The organism is Pelagibacterium limicola (genome assembly GCF_015694405.1).
Lineage (GTDB): Bacteria > Pseudomonadota > Alphaproteobacteria > Rhizobiales > Devosiaceae > Pelagibacterium > Pelagibacterium limicola.
Window position 1 is genome coordinate 281,046 of the sequence record NZ_JADQDB010000002.1, and the last position, 18,994, is coordinate 300,039.

The window sequence follows — 18,994 nt, forward strand, 5'->3', positions numbered from 1 at the left end:
GTTCAATCGGAAAAAGGACAGGGATTGTTACGGGTTACACAATCGTCCAGCCCTGCTCAAGCCACGCATGTATGGATCGCAATGCAGGCGCGCGTCATTATAGGGCGAGGGAAGGTGGAGTATCTCAAACATGGAAAAATTCACCGGCGGATGCCTCTGCGGCGAAGTGAAGATCGTGGCGGCGGGCCGCCCCTACAGGGTCGGCCTCTGCCATTGCCTCGATTGTCGTAAGCATCATGGCGCGCTGTTTTTCGCCGCCGCGATCTTCCCCGAGGATGCAGTGACCGTCGAGGGCGAAACGCGCGATTATGCCGGACGACACTTCTGCCCCCGCTGCGGCTCGTCCGTTTTCGCGCGCTGGGCTGACGAAATCGAAGTCCATCTCGGCACCCTCGATGAGCCCGGCCAGCTCGTACCCACCTACGAGAACTGGACCATCCGCCGCGAACCCTGGCTCCCGCCATTCCCGCTCAAACACCGCTATGCGCGGGATCGCGAGTCTACGGGGCGATCCGAAGACTAGCCAAGCCATTCCGCAACGCCCCTGCCCGCCCAGCGCCCCGTCGCAAGACACGCGGTGAGCAGATATCCGCCGGTCGGCGCCTCCCAATCGAGCATTTCCCCCGCAACGAATACGCCGGGCAGTGCCGTGAGCATCAGCTTTTCATCGACCGCCTCCCACGCCACCCCGCCCGCACTCGAAATTGCTTCCGCAATCGGCCGGGGACGCACGAGGGGAAGTTCGAGCGCCTTGATGCGGCGAGCCAACGCCTCGGGGTCGGCGCGTCCGGCCTCGGACGAAAACTCACGCACCAGCGCCGCCTTGACGGGATCGAGCCCCGCCTTGCGCAGCCGGTTCGCAAAGCTCGCCTTGCTGCCGGCCTTTCCGAGATCGCGAGCAATCCGAGACGCTTCCCGGCCGGGCATCAGATCGAGCATAAGCGCAGCCTTATTGTCGCGCTCCAGTGCATCGCGCAGCGCGGCGGAATGGGCATAGACGAGGCTCCCCTCGACGCCAGTCCGAGTCACGACAAGTTCGCCCTGCGTCGTGCCCCCGTGCGAGGTCGCCGCCACGGCCTTGACCGGTTGCCCGGCAAACCGGCTGGCGAAAATCTCGGACCATTCGACATCGAACCCGCAATTGGCCGGCCGGAAGGCATGAACGGCAACGCCCTCTGCCTCCAGCCACGGCACCCAGGCCGCATCCGATCCCAGCCGCGGCCAGCTTGCCCCGCCAAGCGCGAGGATCACGGCGTCGAACTGATGGATATGCGGTCCCTCGGGGGTGTCGAACCGAGCGGAGACCCCCGTCCCGCCGTCCGCACCGGCAAACCCCAACCAACGATGCCGCGTCAGCACGCTGCCCCCCTGCGCCTCCAGCCGCGCCAACCACGCGCGAAGGAGCGGCGAGGCTTTCATAGAAACCGGAAAGACCCGACCCGACGTCCCCACGAACGTCTCCTGCCCCAGCCCGGCCGCCCAGTGGCGCATATCTTCGCCGGTAAAGGCATCCAGCACGGGTTTGAGCCGATCCATCGCGGGACCGAACCGGGCAAGCAAATTCCCATGCGGCTCGGCATGCGTGAGGTTCAGCCCCGATTTGCCCGCCATCAGCAATTTGCGCCCTACAGTCGGCATGGCCTCGTAAACAGTCACCCGATGGCCCGCCGCCGAGAGAACCTCCGCTGCCATCAAACCCGCCGGGCCGCCGCCGATAATGCCGATGTTTTTCATGGCTCCCTCATGCCCCGCCACCGATGGACGCGCAAGGGTTGACCCGATAGGCTGCCGCTTCAATCGATGAGTCCACGACAAAAAGAGTTCCCGTCATGACTGCCCTGCCCTCGTTCCCTCAGGTCGATCCCCACAAGCTCGACAAGCTCGCGCAAGTCGCCATTCACACCGGGCTCGGGCTCAAGCCCGGCCAGAGCCTCCTGATGACCGCGCCGATCACTGCGCTGCCGCTCGTTCGCGCCATCACCGAGCACGCTTACAAGGCCGGCGCGCATCTTGTGACGACCATCTATTCCGATGAGGCAACCACGCTCGCCCGCTTCCGCAACGCCCCCGACGGTGCGTTCGACACCGCCGCCGACTGGCTGTTCGAGGGCATGGCCAAGGCCTTCGACAACAACACCGCGCGCCTCGCCATCGCGGGCGACAACCCGCTGATGCTGGCCAACGAAGACCCCGAAAAGGTCTCCCGCGCCAACAAGGCGACCTCGATCGCCTACAAACCCGCCATCCAGCGCATCACGAGCTTTGCCACCAACTGGAACATCGTCTCCTATCCCAACACCAAATGGGCACAGCTCGTTTTCCCCGGACTCCCGGAAGACGAGGCGATTGGCAAGCTCGCCGATGCGATCTTTGCAGCGTCCCGCGTCGACCGCGAAGATCCTGTGGCCGAATGGGCGAAGCACAATGCTGAAATCCACGCCCGTCGCGACTGGCTCAATGCGCAGAACTTCGCAGACCTGCATTTCACGGCCCCCGGCACCGATCTGGTGGTGGGATTGGCCGATGGCCACGCCTGGAAGGGCGGCGCGTCCAAGGCCAAGAACGGCATTACCTGCAACCCCAACATCCCGACCGAGGAGGTGTTCACCACCCCCCACACCCGCCGCGTCAATGGCAAGGTACGCGCCACCAAGCCGCTGTCCCACCAGGGTACGCTGATCGAGAATATCGAGATGACCTTCAAGGATGGCGTTGCCGTCGAAGTCACCGCAACCAAGGGCGGCGAGGTCTGGAACAAGGTGCTCGATACCGACGAGGGTGGACGGCGCCTCGGCGAAGTGGCGCTGGTACCCCACTCATCGCCGATCAGCCAGTCAGGGCTGCTCTTCTACAATACCCTGTTCGATGAAAATGCCGCCTGCCATATCGCCATGGGCCAGTGCTACTCGGAATGCTTTGTCGATGGCGACAAGCTCTCCGAGGACGAAATCAAGGCGCGCGGCGGCAATTCGAGCCTCATCCACATCGACTGGATGATCGGGTCCGGCGACATGGATATCGACGGCATCAAGCCCGACGGCACCCGCGTCCCCGTGTTCCGCAAGGGTGAATGGGCACAATGATGCAAAGAGGCCGGGGTTGTCCCCCGGCCCTTCCTGTCCACAATTACTCTCCCGCTTGGCCCGTCCCGAAGCGTTTTTCACCCCGGATTTCCCAATTTCCAGCTTCCCGGAACGTCGTGTCTGCGGCAATGTGCCGGTCGATATTTCACGAGGGACATTCCAGATGGCCAAAACCATTTTCGCCAGTGTTGCAGGCATTCTCGCGCTCACTGCCCCCGCCTTGGCGCAGGATGCACAAGCCGCGTTCCAGGCAGCCTTTTCCGAAGCCTGCATGCTTGAAGACCGGCAGGCCGCCGCCGAGTACTATCCCGACGAAAACTGGACACTGACTTGGGAGGACGAATACACGTATATGGAACGTTCGATCGAACTCCATCAGTTCTTCTGTTCGTCCGGTGCATATAACGTAAACCTCGTTTTCTACGTCATTGACCCCGTTGACGGGCCTATGCCGGTCAGCTTTGCGGTGCCGGACTTCGACGTTCGATACGTGGACGATGATTTGGATGGTGCCGTCGAATCGATCGACCTGCAGGGCTTCAGAACCCAATCGATGCTCACCAATCCGACGTTCGACCCCGAGACGCAAACGATCACGGACCATGTATTATGGCGCGGGATCGGGGATGCATCCTCCTCGGGTTCCTGGGTCTGGAGCAGAGGGGGCTTCGTGCTGAAAAGCTACGAGGTCGACGCCTCATACGATGGCGAGATCAACCCCAAGCGGATTGTCAATTATCCCTGAGCGCAAAGAAAAGGCCGCAGCGCCGGGCGGACGACTGCGGCCTTCATTTATATCGCACCTCCGCCGCGCTGTTGAGGGCTTGGGGGACTTCGGCGAAAGCGCGCATCAGCCGATTCGACATAAGCGAAAGTGGGGGCACTTTTCGCTGCCGAAGCCGCGACAAATCCGTAACGTCCTGCATGGGGCACGTTTGCCGCTTCGACCGATGACTAATAATATCGCCTGCCAGTACCACAATTAAAGGCCCGATCACCGAACTGTGATGCCGGCGTGCATTAATTGCCCCCGATTGCAAGGCGGCACGGATGCTGGCATGGCTAGTCAGGCAAGAATAACAAGAACAGGAAATTCGATGAAGCTCGTTACCCCCGATCCGATGCCGCTCAAATCCTTTACCGATCCGGAAAAGGCATGGGACCATATCTGCGCGATCTATGACCGGAATACGGGCTTTATCCGCGAGCATCTGGTCAATCTGACCAAGGGGATTGTACCGCCGGGCAAGGTGCGCGCACACTATCCCCGGGTGCAGGTGCTATCGACCAGCTTCCAGCAAAACGCAAACTCGCGGCTTGCCTACGGATTTCTACACAGTCCCGGTCTCTACCAGACCACGGTCACCCAACCCCGGCTTTACCGCAAATATCTCATTGAAAATCTCGCCGTCATCCTCAAGAACCACGGCGGTCCAATCGAGGTCGGCGAATCCGAAACGCCGATCCCGCTCCATTTCGCGGTCGATCCCACCGAGCGGGTCGAAGGGGAAGTGCTCCTCGACATCGGCGTTCCATTGCGCGATCTTTTCGATGTCCCCGATCTCGGCCATATGGATGACGAGATCGCCAATGGTACCTTCATTCCACCTGCCGGCGGCCCCTATCCGTTGGCGGCGTTTACCGCGCCGCGCGTCGACTATTCGCTGCACCGGCTAAACCACTATACCGGCACCACGCCCGAGCACTTCCAGAACTTCGTTATTTTCACCAATTACCAGTTCTACGTGGAGGAATTCACGCGCCTTGCCCAGATGTGGATGGCCCAAGGACATGAATTCTATGAGAGTTTTGTGGCGCCGGGCAATGTCGTCACGATGAACGCTCGCCAGGGCGGCGAAACCAGCGGGGTTCACCCTACCCGCCAGCCCCAGATGCCGGCCTATCACCTCACCGCCCCTAGCGGTCGCGGCATCACGATGATCAACATCGGCGTTGGCCCCTCCAATGCCAAAACGGCCACGGACCACGTCGCCGTCCTGCGCCCGCATGCATGGCTGATGCTGGGTCACTGTGCGGGCCTCAGGAATTCTCAATCGCTTGGCGATTACGTGCTGGCCCATGCCTATGTGCGCGAGGACCACGTGCTCGACGACGACCTGCCAGTCACCGTGCCGATTCCCGCTCTCGCAGAAATCCAGCTGGCCCTACAGGACGCCGTTGAGGAGGTTACCCATCTCGAAGGACTAGAGGCAAAGGCCATTATGCGGACAGGCACGGTCTTCACCATCGACAACCGCAACTGGGAGCTCCGCGATCAGACCGAAATCTCGCGTCGCCTGTCCCAGTCGCGCGCCATCGCCCTGGATATGGAAAGTGCCACGATTGCAGCCAACGGCTTCCGCTTCCGCGTGCCGTACGGCACACTGCTCTGCGTGTCGGACAAACCGCTGCACGGAGAATTGAAGCTCCCCGGGATGGCATCGGACTTCTATCGCACGCAGGTCAACCGCCACCTGCTGATCGGCCTCAAGGCGATGGAGATCCTTCGCAACCAGCCGCCGGACCGGCTGCATTCGCGCAAGCTCAGAAGCTTTGCGGAAACGGCGTTCCAGTAATGGGTGGGCCCCGATGAAACCGGGGCCCCGGAGTTCTACTCTTCCCGCTCCGCCGCCAGCGCCTCATTGACGGTGATTGCCGTCATGTTGACGATGCCGCGGCTGGTGACCGAAGGCGCAAGGATATGGGCGGGTGCCCGCGTTCCCATCAGGATCGGCCCAACCGGAAGCGCATTGTTCATTTCCTTGAGCAAGGTCATGGAAAGATTGGCGCTTTCGAGATTGGGGAAAACGAGGAGATTGGCTTCGCCTTTCAACACGGAATCCGGGATGTAGCGTTCCCGCAGGCCCTGGTTGAGTGCGAGGTCGCCCTGCATCTCTCCCTCGACAATGAGGTCCGGAGCAACCCGCTTGAGCTTGTTGTAGGCCTCGTGCATCTTGATTGAGCTGTCCCCGACGCGCGACCCGAAATTGGAGTAGCTCAACAACGCGGCCTTGGCTTCGATGTTGAAACGCTTGAGATGGTCCCGCGCCTGCAGCGTGATCGAAACGATCTCGTCGGCACTGGGCTCCATCGTCACATACGTGTCGGCAAGGAAGAAAACCCCTTGCGGCATGATGAGCATGGAAAGCGCGGAGACGTCGGAAACGCCTTCACTGAGCCCGATAATCGATTTGATGTCGCGGACGTGCTTGATGTAGCGCCCCTGCAACCCGCAGATCAGCCCGTCGGCTTCGCCGCGCTTGACGGCCAGCGCGCCGATGACTGTGGTATTGGTGCGCACGATTGTGCGGGCCGTATCCGGGGTAACCCCCGACCGCCCCACCAGCGAATGGAACAGTGAAACGTAGTCCTTGTATCGCGGATCGTCCTCTGGATTGACGATCTCGAAATCCTTGCCGGGCTGGAGAGCCAACCCGAAACGCTCGATCCGCTGCTCGATCACGAAGGGCCGCCCGATCAGGATGGGCGTTGCTATGCCCTCTTCCAGGATGACCTGCGTGGCGCGCAACACGCGTTCGTCCTCGCCATCGGCATACGCAATGCGCATGCCCTTGCCCTTCGCCTGCTCGATCATGGGCTTCATCACCATGCCCGAACGGAAGACGAAGCGGTTGAGGCTATCCTTGTAGGCGTCGAAATCTTCGATGGGACGCCGCGCCACGCCGGTATCCATGGCCGCCTTGGCGACCGCCGGCGCAATGCGGAGGATCAAGCGCTGGTCGAACGGGTTGGGAATGAGGTAATCGCGCCCAAAGGTCGAGGCCCCGCTCGGGATCGCCTCGAGTACGGGTTCATGTGCCAGCTTGGCGATGGCATGAGCTGCCGCAGCCTTCATTTCTTCGTTGATCGTAGTCGCCCCGACATCGAGCGCGCCGCGGAAGATGAACGGGAAGCAGAGGACGTTATTTACCTGGTTGGGGTAGTCCGAGCGCCCGGTGCAGATCATCGCATCGGGCCGTGCTTCCTGCGCCAGTTCGGGCATGATTTCCGGCACCGGATTGGAAAGCGCGAGGATCAGTGGATCCTTGGCCATGTTTTTGAGCATTTCCGGCTTGAGCGCGCCGGCCGCCGAGAGACCAAGGAAAATATCGGCGCCGTCCATCACTTCGGCGAGCGATGTCTTGTCGGTATCCTGCGCGAACGAAGCGCGCCAGCGGTCGACGAGGTTATGCCGCGCCTTGGTGACGAGGCCGTCACGGTCCGCCACCCAGATGTTTTCGCGTCTGGCGCCGACGGCGATCAGCATGTTGAGGCAGGCAATCGCCGCCGCCCCCGCACCGGACGTGCAGATCTTGACCTTGGAAATATCCTTTCCGGCCAGCTTGAGCCCGTTGAGCACCGCCGCGGCGACGATGATCGCCGTTCCGTGCTGGTCGTCATGGAATACCGGGATCGGCATCCGCTCGCGCAGCGCTTCCTCGATCTCGAAACAATCGGGCGCCTTGATGTCCTCAAGGTTGATGCCGCCAAACGAAGGCCAGAGCGGCGCTACGGTTTCGATGAACTTCTTGGGGTCCTGCTCGTCGATTTCGATATCGATGGAATCGATACCCGCGAACTTCTTGAACAGAACCGCCTTGCCTTCCATGACCGGCTTGGATGCCAGCGCCCCGATATTGCCGAGCCCGAGGACTGCCGTCCCGTTGGAGATGACCGCGACGAGATTTGCGCGGGAGGTGTATTGCGCAGCTGTTTCAGGATCGGCGGCGATTTCCTCGCACGGCGCGGCCACGCCCGGCGAATAGGCGAGCGCGAGATCGCGCTGGTTGGCCAGCGGCTTGGTGGCAACAATCTCGAGCTTCCCGGGTTTGGGATAGTTATGGAAGTGCAGCGCAGCGTCTCGCAACGCTTTCTGCGGATCGCGCGGTTCGTCGGTCATGCCGTCTCCTCAAGAGGCTTTTCGCGGCCTTAGGTGCCACTAAACACACAAAAAGGGAAGGCTTGAAGGCCGTCTTCCAATACGCCTTTAGGCTGAAAATCAGGCCGCCATATCGCCGTTGAGGTTCGATCCTCGCGCGGAAGGCTTGAGCGCGTTTGCCAGCGCCAGGAAGGAGGAAAGCTTGAGCGGGGGCGAGAACAGATATCCTTGTGCGAAATAGACGTTCTTGGCACGCAGGTACAGCGCCTGCTCCTGCGTCTCGACGCCCTCCGCGATGATTTCGATATCCATGTCCTTGGCCATGCTGATGAGGCCATCGATAACCGGTACCGGCACATGCGGATCACGGATCATGTCGACGAAAATCTTGTCGATCTTGACGATGTCGATCCCCAACGTATGCAGATAAGCAAGGTTCGAATGCCCGGTACCCGCGTCGTCCATCGCGATGCGGACGCCGAGCTTGTGCATGGCGGAGACGACATGATTGACCGCATCCCTGTCATCGAGCGGACGCCGTTCGGTGATTTCGAACACCAGTTGAGTGTAGCGAATGCCGCTGCCCCCGAATATCGACTGGATATCGTCGACGATGGTGCCGTCCCGGAAATGGCCCTCGAAAAGGTTGATGGAAACCTTGAAGTCGGGAACTTCGGCGCAAAGTTCCTCGAGATCGAACCGGACCTGCTCCATTAGGCTCAGCGTCATCGGCACGGCAAGACCCGACATTTCGGCATAGTCGATAAAGGCGCCCGGAGGCACGACTTCACCATTGCGCTTGACCCAACGCACCAGCACCTCGCACCCGATCAACTTGCCGGTCTTGAGGTTCATCACCGGCTGGTAATACGGCTTCATCTCGCCTGCGACGATCGCACGTTCGATATCGAAAGAAGGCAGGTCCGTGCGCCGTGCGTATTTGAGCATCAGGATGAGGACAAGGACACCCATCAGGCAGGCTACGGCCGTAAAGCCGAAATCGAGCTCGGCGTAGGACGAGCGCAGGGCTGAAAAACTGGCGCCAGCCTCGGCTTTGATCGGAATGTCGCCCGCAAAGGAACGCACAAAGATGTAGTCCGCATCCAAGGCCGCGAAGTCGATCGCATCCCCGCGTATTATGATCGGGGCGCCATTGGTCAACGATACCACGAGATGCCGCATGTTCCCGACAATCGGAGTGACCTCGCGTGCAACCAGCGGCGCGGCCTCGACAAAAGCCGACACCGCGCGATTCCCGCCGAATTGCTGGGTAATCTTGAGCAGAGGCGTAGCCTCGCCCTCAAGTTCGACCACGCTGAGCGTCTCGGTGTGGCCGGGAATGGCGAGAGACCCGGAAAGGACTCTGTAATTCACCCCACTTCCATAGGCCGCGCAGTATTGGATGCCCTCGGCGTTTTCCACGGCGACCTGACGCAGATAAATGGACTGCTGCAACTCCAGGTTGACGTTGGTGAAAAAGGTCGGCGTGCAAAGCGATGGGCTGTTGTGCAGGATGCGCCGCAGTGAAAGCACTGCGTCTTGCACAATTGTCTGGCTGTCATGGGTAATTGCGTCTAGCGCGGACTGCAGCTTGTTCGTTTCGCGGGACTTTGCATACCCATCCAGAACATAGTCGACGGCCAGAACCGGCAGGAAGGCCAGTGCTGCAACGACGACGATCAGTATCTGTGATCTCTTTGATCGCACGTCCTGCCCTGAGTTGGGATTGGTCTCAGCCCAACTCTATCCGGCAAGCTTTTAATCCCGCATTAACGGTGTTGCGAAAAGCCCGCGAACTGGTGCTCGCGGGCTGGAACCGACAAGGCCTCAGGCCTTTTTTTCCGTCGGCATGTTGACCCGCAGATGCAACTCGCGAAGCTGGCGTGGCGTCGGCTCGCTCGGCGCCCCCATCAGGAGGTCTTCGGCCTGCTGGTTCATCGGGAACGGCGTGATCTCGCGCAGGTTCTGGACGCCGCACAGGAGCATCACGATTCGGTCGATGCCGAACGCAGCACCACCATGCGGTGGTGCGCCGTACTGGAAGGCGCGATAAAGACCGCCAAACTTTTCCTCGACGTCAGCCTTGGAAAGTCCAACCTTTTCGAAGGCGGCAACCATGGTTTCGGGCTGCTGGTTACGGATGGAACCCGAGGCAATCTCGTAGCCGTTGCAAACTGCATCGTACTGATACGCCTTGATGGTCAAGGGATCGGCGTTCATCAGCGCATCGAGTCCGCCCTGCGGCATCGAGAACGGGTTGTGGGCGAAGTCGAGCTTCTTTTCGTCTTCGTCCCACTCGAAGAAGGGGAAGTCGACAATCCAGCAGAACTCGAAGCTGTCCTTGTCGACAAGGTCCAGATCGATGCCCACCTTGGTCCGCGCCGCGCCGGCGAAGTTGACGAACTTGCCCGGAACGCCGCAGACAAAGAACACCGCATCCCCATCAGCAAGACCAAGTTGCGCGCGCACCGCTTCCGTGCGTTCCTCGCCGATATTCTTTGCAATCGGGCCGGATCCCGCGCCCTCCTTAAAGAAAATATAGCCAAGACCCGGCTGGCCTTCACCCTGCGCCCACGCATTCATGCGGTCGCAGAAGGCGCGGCCGATCGGTTCGGCCCCGGCCTTGTTTTTTGCCGGAATGGCCCAGACTTCCACCTGGGGGTCGGCAGCGATCTGATTGGCGAAAACCTTGAACCCGGAATCGCGGAAGTGATCGGTGACGTTTTCCATCTCGATGGGGTTACGCAGGTCAGGCTTGTCCGTACCGTATTTGCGCATCGCAACGTCGTAAGGGATACGCGGCCAGTCCTTCGTGACCTTCTTGCCGTCCGCGAACTGCTCGAAGACCGAGGTAATGATGGGCGTGAGCGTGTCCCAGATTTCCTCCTGGGTCACAAAACTCATCTCGAGGTCGAGCTGGTAGAACTCGCCCGGCAGGCGGTCGGCACGCGGATCCTCGTCCCGGAAGCAAGGGGCAATCTGGAAATACCGGTCGAACCCAGCCACCATAAGCAATTGCTTATACTGCTGCGGCGCCTGTGGCAGCGCGAAGAACTTGCCCGGATGGATACGGCTCGGCACGAGGAAATCGCGCGCTCCTTCCGGCGAGGACGCCGTGAGAATGGGCGTCGAATATTCGCCAAAACTTGCCTCGGTCATACCCGCCCGCATGGCAGAAATGATCCTGCTACGCTTGACGATGTTGGCATGCAGCGTTTCGCGCCGCAAATCAAGGAAACGATAGCGCAAGCGCGTATCTTCGGGGTAGTCCGGTTCGCCGAACACCGGCAAGGGGAGTTCAGCGGCCTTTCCCAACACCTCGATGTCGCGGATGAAGACTTCGACGCCACCGGTGGGCAGGTTCTTGTTGACGGTTTCGGGCGTACGCGCCTTCACCTCGCCATCGATGCGGATCACCCATTCTGCGCGCACGGTTTCCGCCAGCTTGAACGCCGGAGAATCGGGATCCACGACGCACTGGGTCAGGCCGTAATGATCGCGCAGGTCGATGAACAGCAGCCCACCATGATCGCGGATACGATGCACCCATCCCGAGAGCCGGGCATTCTGGCCCACGTCGCCCGTGCTGAGTTGGGCGCAGGTGTGCGAACGGTAGCGATGCATGATCGAAAGTCTTTCGAGAAACCAAGGGAAATGCGTGGCGGAAAAGCGCATGAGACGCCCGAAATGTCAAGCGCGTAGGGCCCAAAGCAAGCCCCGCCCTTGCATCCTGGAGCAGCGCATCCGATGATGATCCGATAGAGAAAAATCCGCGAGTGCGCCATGGCCAGCGAGAGCAAGCCCGCAACCATTGAAGAGTATATCGCCGCTGCGCCTGAGGCCGCTCAGCCCAACCTTCGGGCCATTCATGCCTGTCTAGCAGAGGTTGCGCCCCACACTGAGCAGGGGATCAAATGGGGCTCGCCCACTTTTACCGGCCGGCGGATATACTTTTCCTTCGCTGCGTTCAGATCGTTTGTCAATTTCTACCCGACGCCCAGGGTCATCGAGGCCTTCAGGGATCGCCTCGCGGCCTATCGCACGACCGACGCGGGCATCAGCTTTCCCCACGGCGAGGCTCCACCCTTGGCGCTGCTTCGGGAGATCGCCACCTACCGCGTCCGCGACTGCGAAGAGAACGACGCGCGCTGGATGTAAACGGGCTTTGCCCCGCGCCGCCAACCTGTTACGAAATCGGCAACAGTTTTAAACAACTTCAAGAACCGAACCCTATGCAGGTTATCACCACGACGCAGGCCCTCGCTGCGTTTTGCAAGGATGCAGCCAACTACGATTTCGTCACCGTAGATACCGAATTTCTCCGCGAAACGACTTATTGGCCAAAACTCTGCCTTGTGCAGGCTGCAACGCCGGAGCGCGCGGTCATCATCGACCCCTTGGCGGACGACCTTTCCCTCGATCCGTTCGCCGAGCTTCTGGCCGCCGATCACATAACCAAGGTCTTCCACGCCGCCCGCCAGGACATAGAAATCTTCGTCAAGCTGTTCGGCGAGGTTCCCAGGCCCCTGTTCGATACCCAGATCGCCGCCAGCGTCTGCGGGCATGGTGATAGCGTTTCCTACGACAATCTCGTGCGGTCCGTGGTCGGCGAACAACTCGACAAGAGTTCGCGCTTTACCGACTGGTCGGCGCGTCCCCTGTCCGAAAAACAGCTTACCTATGCCTTGGCCGACGTCACCCACCTGCGCAATATTTATGCGGCCCTGCGTACCGAAATCGACAAGACTCGGCGCCATAGCTGGGTGGAGGACGAAATGGCGATCCTCGCCAGCGTCGATACCTACGTCACAAAGCCCGAGGAGGCCTGGAAGCGCCTCAAGGCCAAGGTCAATCGGCCCCGCGATCTCGCGGCCCTGCAGGCGCTGGCCGCATGGCGCGAGCGTAAGGCCCAGCGGAACGACCAGCCACGCAGCCGGGTCCTGAAGGACGATGCGCTTTCCGAACTCGCGACCCAGCGCCCCATGACGCCGGACGCCTTCGAAAAGCTCCGCGCCGTGCCGCGTGGCTATGGGCGGTCTTCTGCTGCGACCGAAATCATCGAGGTCCTGAAGACTATCGAGGCCTTAGACAAGACGGCACTCCCGAAAGTGCCCGAAAAGCCGCGCGGCCCGTCACCCAAGGGTGCAATCGGGGATCTGCTGCGCGTGCTCCTCAAAGCGGTCGCCGACAAAAATGGGGTTGCTACCCGCATCATCGCTTCGTCCGACGACATCGATGCGATCGTCCTCGATGACAACGCCGACGTGCCCGCCCTTCGCGGTTGGCGGCGCAAGCTGTTCGGAGAAAAAGCCCTCGCCGTCAAACACGGGCGCCTCGCGCTCGCAGCAACGCGCAAGGGCGTCGTCGAGGTGCCCGTGGATCTGGAATAACCTGCACAGGCAAACAGTCTAAGACTGTCCGGCACTTATCGCCGGATCGGCCCTGCATTTTCTAAACCCCGGGAAGGCTTCCCGGGGTGAAGTTTGTGTTGGATGAGTGCGCGAGACGGCCTAGGCGCCCAGCTTTGTCCAACGGCTGTCGTTTTTGGACGATTCCACCGAAGCCACGATGAACTCTACGCCTTCAACGCCGTCATCGAGGGTTGGCAACAAGGCCTCGAAATCCTGCCCTTCGCCCCGGATGACCGCCGCGAACTGGCTGTAGAGCGTCGCAAAGGCTTCGAGATACCCTTCAGGGTGTCCGGTCGGAATGCGGATGCCCATCGAGGCCGCAGGCGGCGCATCGATGGCTCCGCCGCGCGTTAGAAGCTGCCTGGGCTTTCCGAACTCGGTGTACCACATGTAGTTGGGATTTTCCTGCTGCCACTCGATGCCTGCTTTCTCGCCATAAATGCGCAGCTGCAGGCCGTTTTCCTTACCCACAGCAACCTGGCTCGCCCAGAGCATACCCTTGGCTCCGCCCTCAAAGCGCAGCATGATGTGGACGTTGTCGTCGAGCTTCCGGCCCGGCACGAAGGCCGTCAGATCGGCCGAGACAGCCTCGGTCTTGAGCCCAGTGACATAGCGCGCCAGGTTATAGGCGTGGGTCCCGATGTCCCCAATGGCCCCCCCTGCCCCGGATCGTGCTGGATCTGTACGCCAGGAGGCCTGCTTGTTGTCCGCATCCGCTTCGACCGCAAGCCAGTCCTGCGCATACTCCATTTGGACGACCCTGATCTTGCCCAAGGCGCCCGAAGCCACGAGCTCGCGCGCCTGCCGGATCAGCGGATAACCAGTGTAGTTGTGGGTCAGCAGGAACTTGGCATCATTCTTGGGCTTCACCGCCCTAAGGGCTCGCGCGTCCTCAAGCGTGGCCGTCAGTGGCTTGTCGCAGATGACGTGGATGCCGGCTTCGAGAAACGCCTTGGCGGGCGCAAAGTGCATGTGGTTTGGCGTGACGATCGAAACCGCCTCGATCCCGTCCTCGCGCGCAGCCTCCGCCCGGGCCATTTCGGCAAAATCGGTATAGATGCGGTCCTCGGCCAGCCCGAGATTCTTTCCCGATTCCCTTGCCACCTCAGGCCGGGACGACAACGCCCCGGCAACGAGCTGATAGTCGCCGTCCAGCCGCGAGGCAATGCGGTGCACATAGCCGATGAAGGCACCGGTGCCGCCGCCGACCATACCGAGGCGAATGGGACGCTTTCCGTTTTCAGCCATTGATTCGTCTCCTTAATCCAGCCCGAGCATCTTGCGGTTCGCGGCGGTGTCGGTGCCTGCATCGGCAAAATCGTCGAAGGCTTTCTCGGTAACGCGGATGATATGGTTCGCGATGAATTCCGCGCCTTCCCGCGCGCCGTCCTCGGGATGCTTCAAAGCGCATTCCCATTCGAGCACGGCCCAACCTTTGAAGTCGTACGCGGCGAGTTTGGAGAAGATCGCAGCGAAATCGACCTGGCCGTCCCCAAGCGAACGGAACCGTCCGGCCCGCTGCACCCAGCCCTGATAGCCGCCGTAAACGCCCTGCCGCCCGGTCGGATTGAACTCGGCATCCTTGACGTGGAACATCCGGATGCGCTCGTGATAGATATCGATGTAATCGAGATAGTCGAGCTGCTGCAGCACGAAGTGGCTCGGATCGTAGAGCAGGTTCGCGCGGGCATGGTTGTTCACCCGCTCGAGGAACATCTCGTAGGTGATCCCGTCGTGCAGATCCTCACCGGGATGGATTTCGTAACAAACATCGACGCCTGCCTCGTCAAACGCATCGAGAATCGGCGTCCAGCGACGCGCAAGCTCATCGAAGGCTTCCTCGACCAGTCCGGCCGGCCGTTGCGGCCAGGGATAAATATAGGGCCAGGCTAACGCGCCCGAGAACGTCGCGTGCTCGGTCAGGCCCAGGTTCTGCGATGCCTTGGCCGCATATTTGAGCTGCTGCACGGCCCATTCCTGCCGAGCCTTGGGGCTGCCGCGCACTTCCGGCGCCGCAAAGCCGTCGAACGCCGTGTCGTAGGCCGGGTGCACAGCGACCAACTGCCCCTGGAGATGGGTCGAAAGCTCAGTAATCTCGATCCCGTGCTTTCCGGCAATACCCTTCAATTCATCGGCATAGGTCTTTGATTCGGCAGCTTTCTTGAGATCGATGAAACCCGGCACCCAGCTGGGGACCTGGACGCCCTTGTAGCCGAGCCCCGCCGCCCACCTGCAGATGTTATCAAGCGTATCGAACGGTGCCGTGTCGCCTGCGAACTGGGCCAGGAATATCGCAGGTCCCTTGAGTGTGCGCATGAAATCCTCCGTTTGCGCGCCGACTCGTCACGCCGCGAACTGCGGGCGCTGCATCGGCCGATCGTGTTTGCATCGCCTCCCCAGGCATACATGACGTACGTGCGTCACGTGAAAACGTTTACACGATAATATGCCCATAGGTCGTGTCAAGACGTCCCTATCAGGGAATCTGGACATCTCTGCGCGTTCCTTGCGCGAGAGGAACGTCGTGGACAACCCAAAGTACCCGTCCTGATCGGTCAGAACGGGTACTCCAGGCTGCGGGGACTCCCCCAAGCCCTGCGCAGCACAGTTATTTCAGACCAGAAGCGCCTGCGCCTCTACGGGACCGAGCGCATCGGGGCGTTCGCAGGTCGTCGTCAGCGTAATCGCCTTGCCTGTCTCGCCCGACTTGAGGATCGAGGTCATGATATCGACGCCGTGCAAGGTTGTCTCGAGCGAGCAGCGCGGTTTACGCCCTGCCTCGATGGAGAGCATCATGTCTGCCAACCCCGCCGTGCGGTAATTGGCGAATGGCGGGCCGTTCGGGCGTTCCCAGTTCGGCACGCCCAGCGGATGCTTCCACGGATCGACCGTCTCGCGCACCCCGTTGCGCCGCGCCAGGATCAGCTCGCCGCCGAAGAAATTGGGATCGGGAACGAACAAGGTTCCGTTCGTGCCATAAATCTCCATGTTCCGGTGGTCGTGCGCCTCGATGTCCCAGGAGGCGCTAAGCGTTACGAGAGCGCCGTTATGGAATTCCATTACCGCATGAATGGTCGTCGGCGTTTCGACGGTGACAAACTCGCCGCGGCGCGGCTCGCTGCTGATTTCGCGCTTGTCCCGGGCCATGCCCGACATCGCCGTCACGCGCTTGACCGGCCCGATAAGGTTGATGAGATTGGCCACATAGTACGGTCCGATATCGAGGACAGGCCCCGCGCCCGGCTTGAAGAAAAAGTCGGGATTCGGATGCCAATGTTCGAGCCCGAAGTTCATCACATGGCATGTGCCCGAGACAATCCGCCCGATCGCGCCTTCATCGACCAGCGCACGCGCCTGCTGATGCGCCCCGCCCAGGAATGTATCGGGCGCGCAACCAACCTGAACGTTCTGTGCCGCCGCGGCGGCGCGCAGATCCTCGCCCTCCTCGAGCGTCAGAACGAGCGGCTTTTCCGAATAGGCGTGCTTGCCGGCCGAAATGATGTCCTTGGTCACGCGGTAATGGGCATCGGGAATGGTGAGGTTGACGATGACGTCAACCTCGGAATTGGCCAGGAGTTCGTCCGGCGACTGGGCCGCAACGTTGAACTCCTCAGCCCGCGCCTTGGCGGCATCGGAGCTGATGTCGGCAATCGCCCTGACCTCGATCCCCTTAAAGAGCGGGGCGAGTTTGAGATAGGCGCTGGAAATATTGCCTGCGCCCATAATGCCGACGCCGTAGGTCTTGCTCATTTTCAACTGTCCTGAAGCTTGGAGACGCTCGCGAACGAGCGCGATGCGAAACGTTCGAGATCGTTGGGATTGTCGTGTTCCATCACGTAATGCTGCGTGCGGGTATCCGACTTGATGGCGGCCATCAGCCCGGCCCAATCCATCGTACCATGGCCCACATCGGCCCAGCCGTCCTCGTCCTGCGCTTCCCCTTCGGGCGCGATGTCCTTGACGTGAACGTCGGAAATACGGCTGCCATGTACCGCGATCCACTTTATAGGATCGTGCTTGCCCCGGACGACCCAGGCGACATCCATCTCCCAGTCGATATCGGGTGCACCTTCGAGAAGGATATCCATCGGAAGACGTCCGCTGGCGGTCGGCCAGAATTCGAAGTGGTGGTTGTGCCAACCAAAGCCGAAGCCTTCGCCCTTATAGAACTTGCCCAGTTCGGCAAGCTCAGCGGCCAGCGCAATCCAGTCCTCTTCAGGCTGTTCCCAGCGTTCGCGCGGGATAGCCGGGCAATAAAGCGTCTTTATCCCCACCGTGCGGGCGATGCCCACCATCTTTTCGCGGTCGCGGAGCTGGTCGAGACCGAAATGGGAGGTCGGCATGGCGAGCCCGCGTTCATCGAGCTGCGCGCGCAAGGTGGCGGGGTCGGCAAAAAGGCCGCCAAACCCCTCGACATTGCGATATCCGAGACGGGCGAGCAACGCGAATACATCTTCAAGCGGGGGGAAGTTGCGCGCGCTATAGAGCTGGAACGAAATAGAACTCATGATTGACCCTCGTCAGATACGCTCACCGGATACGGCGTCGAACAGCGAAGCACGGGCCGGATCGAAGCCGAGACGAATCTTCTGACCTTCCTCCAGGTTGAGCTCGCTATCGGCGCGGAAAGTGAAGGAATGGCCGCCCAGCGTGGTCCACGCAATCGTATCGGCGCCCATGGGCTCGACGATCTCGATCGTCGCGTCGAACGAGAACGGCTGGGTGTCCACACCATTGAGGACAATCACGTGCTCGGGCCGCACGCCGAGTACCGCCCTGCCCGACCAGTTCTCGTTGCCCGGCTCGAACCCGTAGCGCCCGACGGACACAGAGGTTCCGCCCACATCCACGGCACCGTTGGTCAACTCCCCTTCGAGGAAATTCATTGAAGGAGAACCGATGAAGCCGGCGACAAACAGATTGACCGGCTTGTTATAGATGGCATGCGGCGTATCGAGCTGCTGGATGATGCCTTCCTTCATGATCGCGATACGATCGGCCAGCGTCATGGCTTCGATCTGGTCGTGCGTGACATAGATCATCGTGTTCTTGAGCCGCTGATGCAGCCGCTTGATTTCCACGCGCAGGTCGGACCTAAGCTTGGCATCGAGGTTCGAGAGCGGCTCGTCGAACAGGAATACGTCCACGTCGCGCACCAGGGCCCGGCCAATGGCGACACGCTGCCGCTGGCCGCCCGAAAGCGCCATCGGCTTGCGGGCCAGCAAAGGCTCGATCTGGAGGATTTCCGCCGCCCGTGCCACGCGTTTCTGGATCTCCTCCTTGGGAAGACGGGCATTCTTGAGCCCGAACGACAGGTTCCCCTCCACCGACATCTGCGGATAGAGCGCATAGGACTGGAACACCATGCCGATGCCGCGATCCTTGGGCTCGTCCCAGGTCACGTTCTTGTTGTTGATGAAGATCTGCCCAGATGAAACGTCGAGAAGCCCGGCAATGCAGTTGAGAAGAGTGGACTTGCCGCAGCCGGATGGCCCGAGCAGGACAAGAAACTCGCCCTGATGGACATCGATATTGAGCTGCTTGAGCACTTCGACGGAACCAAAGTTCAGCGAAACGTCGTTGACCTTGACACTCGTAATTGCGTGATCAGTCATAATACA

Annotated in this window: 15 protein-coding genes; 6 read left to right on the forward strand and 9 right to left on the reverse strand. The window is 60.8% G+C overall.

The window, feature by feature from the left end; translation table 11 throughout:
- Positions 1-130: 130 nt before the first annotated feature.
- Entirely contained in the window at positions 131-523 is a 393-nt protein-coding gene (locus tag I2G20_RS04320) for a GFA family protein (protein ID WP_196258458.1), read from the forward strand.
- Here I2G20_RS04320 and I2G20_RS04325 read toward each other — a convergent pair.
- Complete coding sequence (locus I2G20_RS04325) at positions 520-1,734, reverse strand: TIGR03862 family flavoprotein (RefSeq protein WP_196258459.1); 1,215 nt, start codon at positions 1,732-1,734, stop codon at positions 520-522. The two genes, I2G20_RS04320 and I2G20_RS04325, sit on opposite strands and share 4 nt — an antisense overlap.
- Before the next feature lie 95 nt (positions 1,735-1,829).
- Between I2G20_RS04325 and I2G20_RS04330 the strand changes: the two genes are divergently transcribed.
- From I2G20_RS04330 to I2G20_RS04340, 3 genes are all read left to right on the forward strand, one after another.
- Positions 1,830-3,083 (forward strand): aminopeptidase, encoded by a 1,254-nt coding sequence (locus tag I2G20_RS04330; RefSeq protein ID WP_196258460.1) that lies wholly within the window; start codon positions 1,830-1,832, stop codon positions 3,081-3,083.
- A gap of 163 nt (positions 3,084-3,246) precedes the next feature.
- Entirely contained in the window at positions 3,247-3,828 is a 582-nt protein-coding gene (locus I2G20_RS04335) for a DUF1176 domain-containing protein (RefSeq protein WP_196258461.1), read from the forward strand.
- Positions 3,829-4,180: 352 nt separating this feature from the next.
- Entirely contained in the window at positions 4,181-5,659 is a 1,479-nt protein-coding gene (locus I2G20_RS04340; RefSeq protein ID WP_196258462.1) for an AMP nucleosidase, read from the forward strand.
- Positions 5,660-5,694: 35 nt separating this feature from the next.
- Here I2G20_RS04340 and I2G20_RS04345 read toward each other — a convergent pair whose 3' ends face one another.
- From I2G20_RS04345 to aspS, 3 genes are all read right to left on the reverse strand, one after another.
- The gene (locus tag I2G20_RS04345; protein WP_196258463.1) at positions 5,695-7,983 is read right to left on the reverse strand and encodes an NADP-dependent malic enzyme; all 2,289 of its coding nucleotides are present in this window, start codon (positions 7,981-7,983) and stop codon (positions 5,695-5,697) included.
- A gap of 99 nt (positions 7,984-8,082) precedes the next feature.
- On the reverse strand, positions 8,083-9,669 hold the full coding sequence (locus I2G20_RS17455; protein ID WP_196258464.1) for an EAL domain-containing protein: 1,587 nt from the start codon (positions 9,667-9,669) through the stop codon (positions 8,083-8,085).
- Between the two features lie 120 nt (positions 9,670-9,789).
- Complete coding sequence (gene aspS, locus I2G20_RS04355) at positions 9,790-11,586, reverse strand: aspartate--tRNA ligase (protein WP_196258799.1); 1,797 nt, start codon at positions 11,584-11,586, stop codon at positions 9,790-9,792.
- 159 nt (positions 11,587-11,745) lie between these two features.
- Between aspS and I2G20_RS04360 the strand changes: the two genes are divergently transcribed.
- Both I2G20_RS04360 and rnd read left to right on the forward strand, forming a co-directional pair.
- A complete protein-coding gene (locus I2G20_RS04360; RefSeq protein WP_196258465.1) occupies positions 11,746-12,120 on the forward strand; it encodes an iron chaperone in 375 nt (124 codons plus the stop codon).
- 74 nt (positions 12,121-12,194) lie between these two features.
- Positions 12,195-13,352 (forward strand): ribonuclease D, encoded by a 1,158-nt coding sequence (gene rnd, locus I2G20_RS04365; RefSeq protein ID WP_196258466.1) that lies wholly within the window; start codon positions 12,195-12,197, stop codon positions 13,350-13,352.
- Positions 13,353-13,472: 120 nt separating this feature from the next.
- Here rnd and I2G20_RS04370 read toward each other — a convergent pair whose 3' ends face one another.
- The 5 genes from I2G20_RS04370 to I2G20_RS04390 form a co-directional block, all read right to left on the reverse strand.
- Positions 13,473-14,621 (reverse strand): Gfo/Idh/MocA family protein, encoded by a 1,149-nt coding sequence (locus I2G20_RS04370; protein ID WP_196258467.1) that lies wholly within the window; start codon positions 14,619-14,621, stop codon positions 13,473-13,475.
- A 12-nt stretch (positions 14,622-14,633) separates the two neighbouring features.
- A complete protein-coding gene (locus I2G20_RS04375) occupies positions 14,634-15,689 on the reverse strand; it encodes a sugar phosphate isomerase/epimerase family protein (protein ID WP_196258468.1) in 1,056 nt (351 codons plus the stop codon).
- A 297-nt stretch (positions 15,690-15,986) separates the two neighbouring features.
- Positions 15,987-17,123, reverse strand: coding sequence for a Gfo/Idh/MocA family protein (locus tag I2G20_RS04380; RefSeq protein ID WP_196258469.1), 1,137 nt, complete (start codon positions 17,121-17,123; stop codon positions 15,987-15,989).
- A 2-nt stretch (positions 17,124-17,125) separates the two neighbouring features.
- Positions 17,126-17,881 (reverse strand): sugar phosphate isomerase/epimerase family protein, encoded by a 756-nt coding sequence (locus tag I2G20_RS04385; RefSeq protein WP_196258470.1) that lies wholly within the window; start codon positions 17,879-17,881, stop codon positions 17,126-17,128.
- A gap of 12 nt (positions 17,882-17,893) precedes the next feature.
- Complete coding sequence (locus I2G20_RS04390) at positions 17,894-18,988, reverse strand: ABC transporter ATP-binding protein (protein WP_196258471.1); 1,095 nt, start codon at positions 18,986-18,988, stop codon at positions 17,894-17,896.
- Between the last annotated feature and the right edge of the window lie 6 nt (positions 18,989-18,994).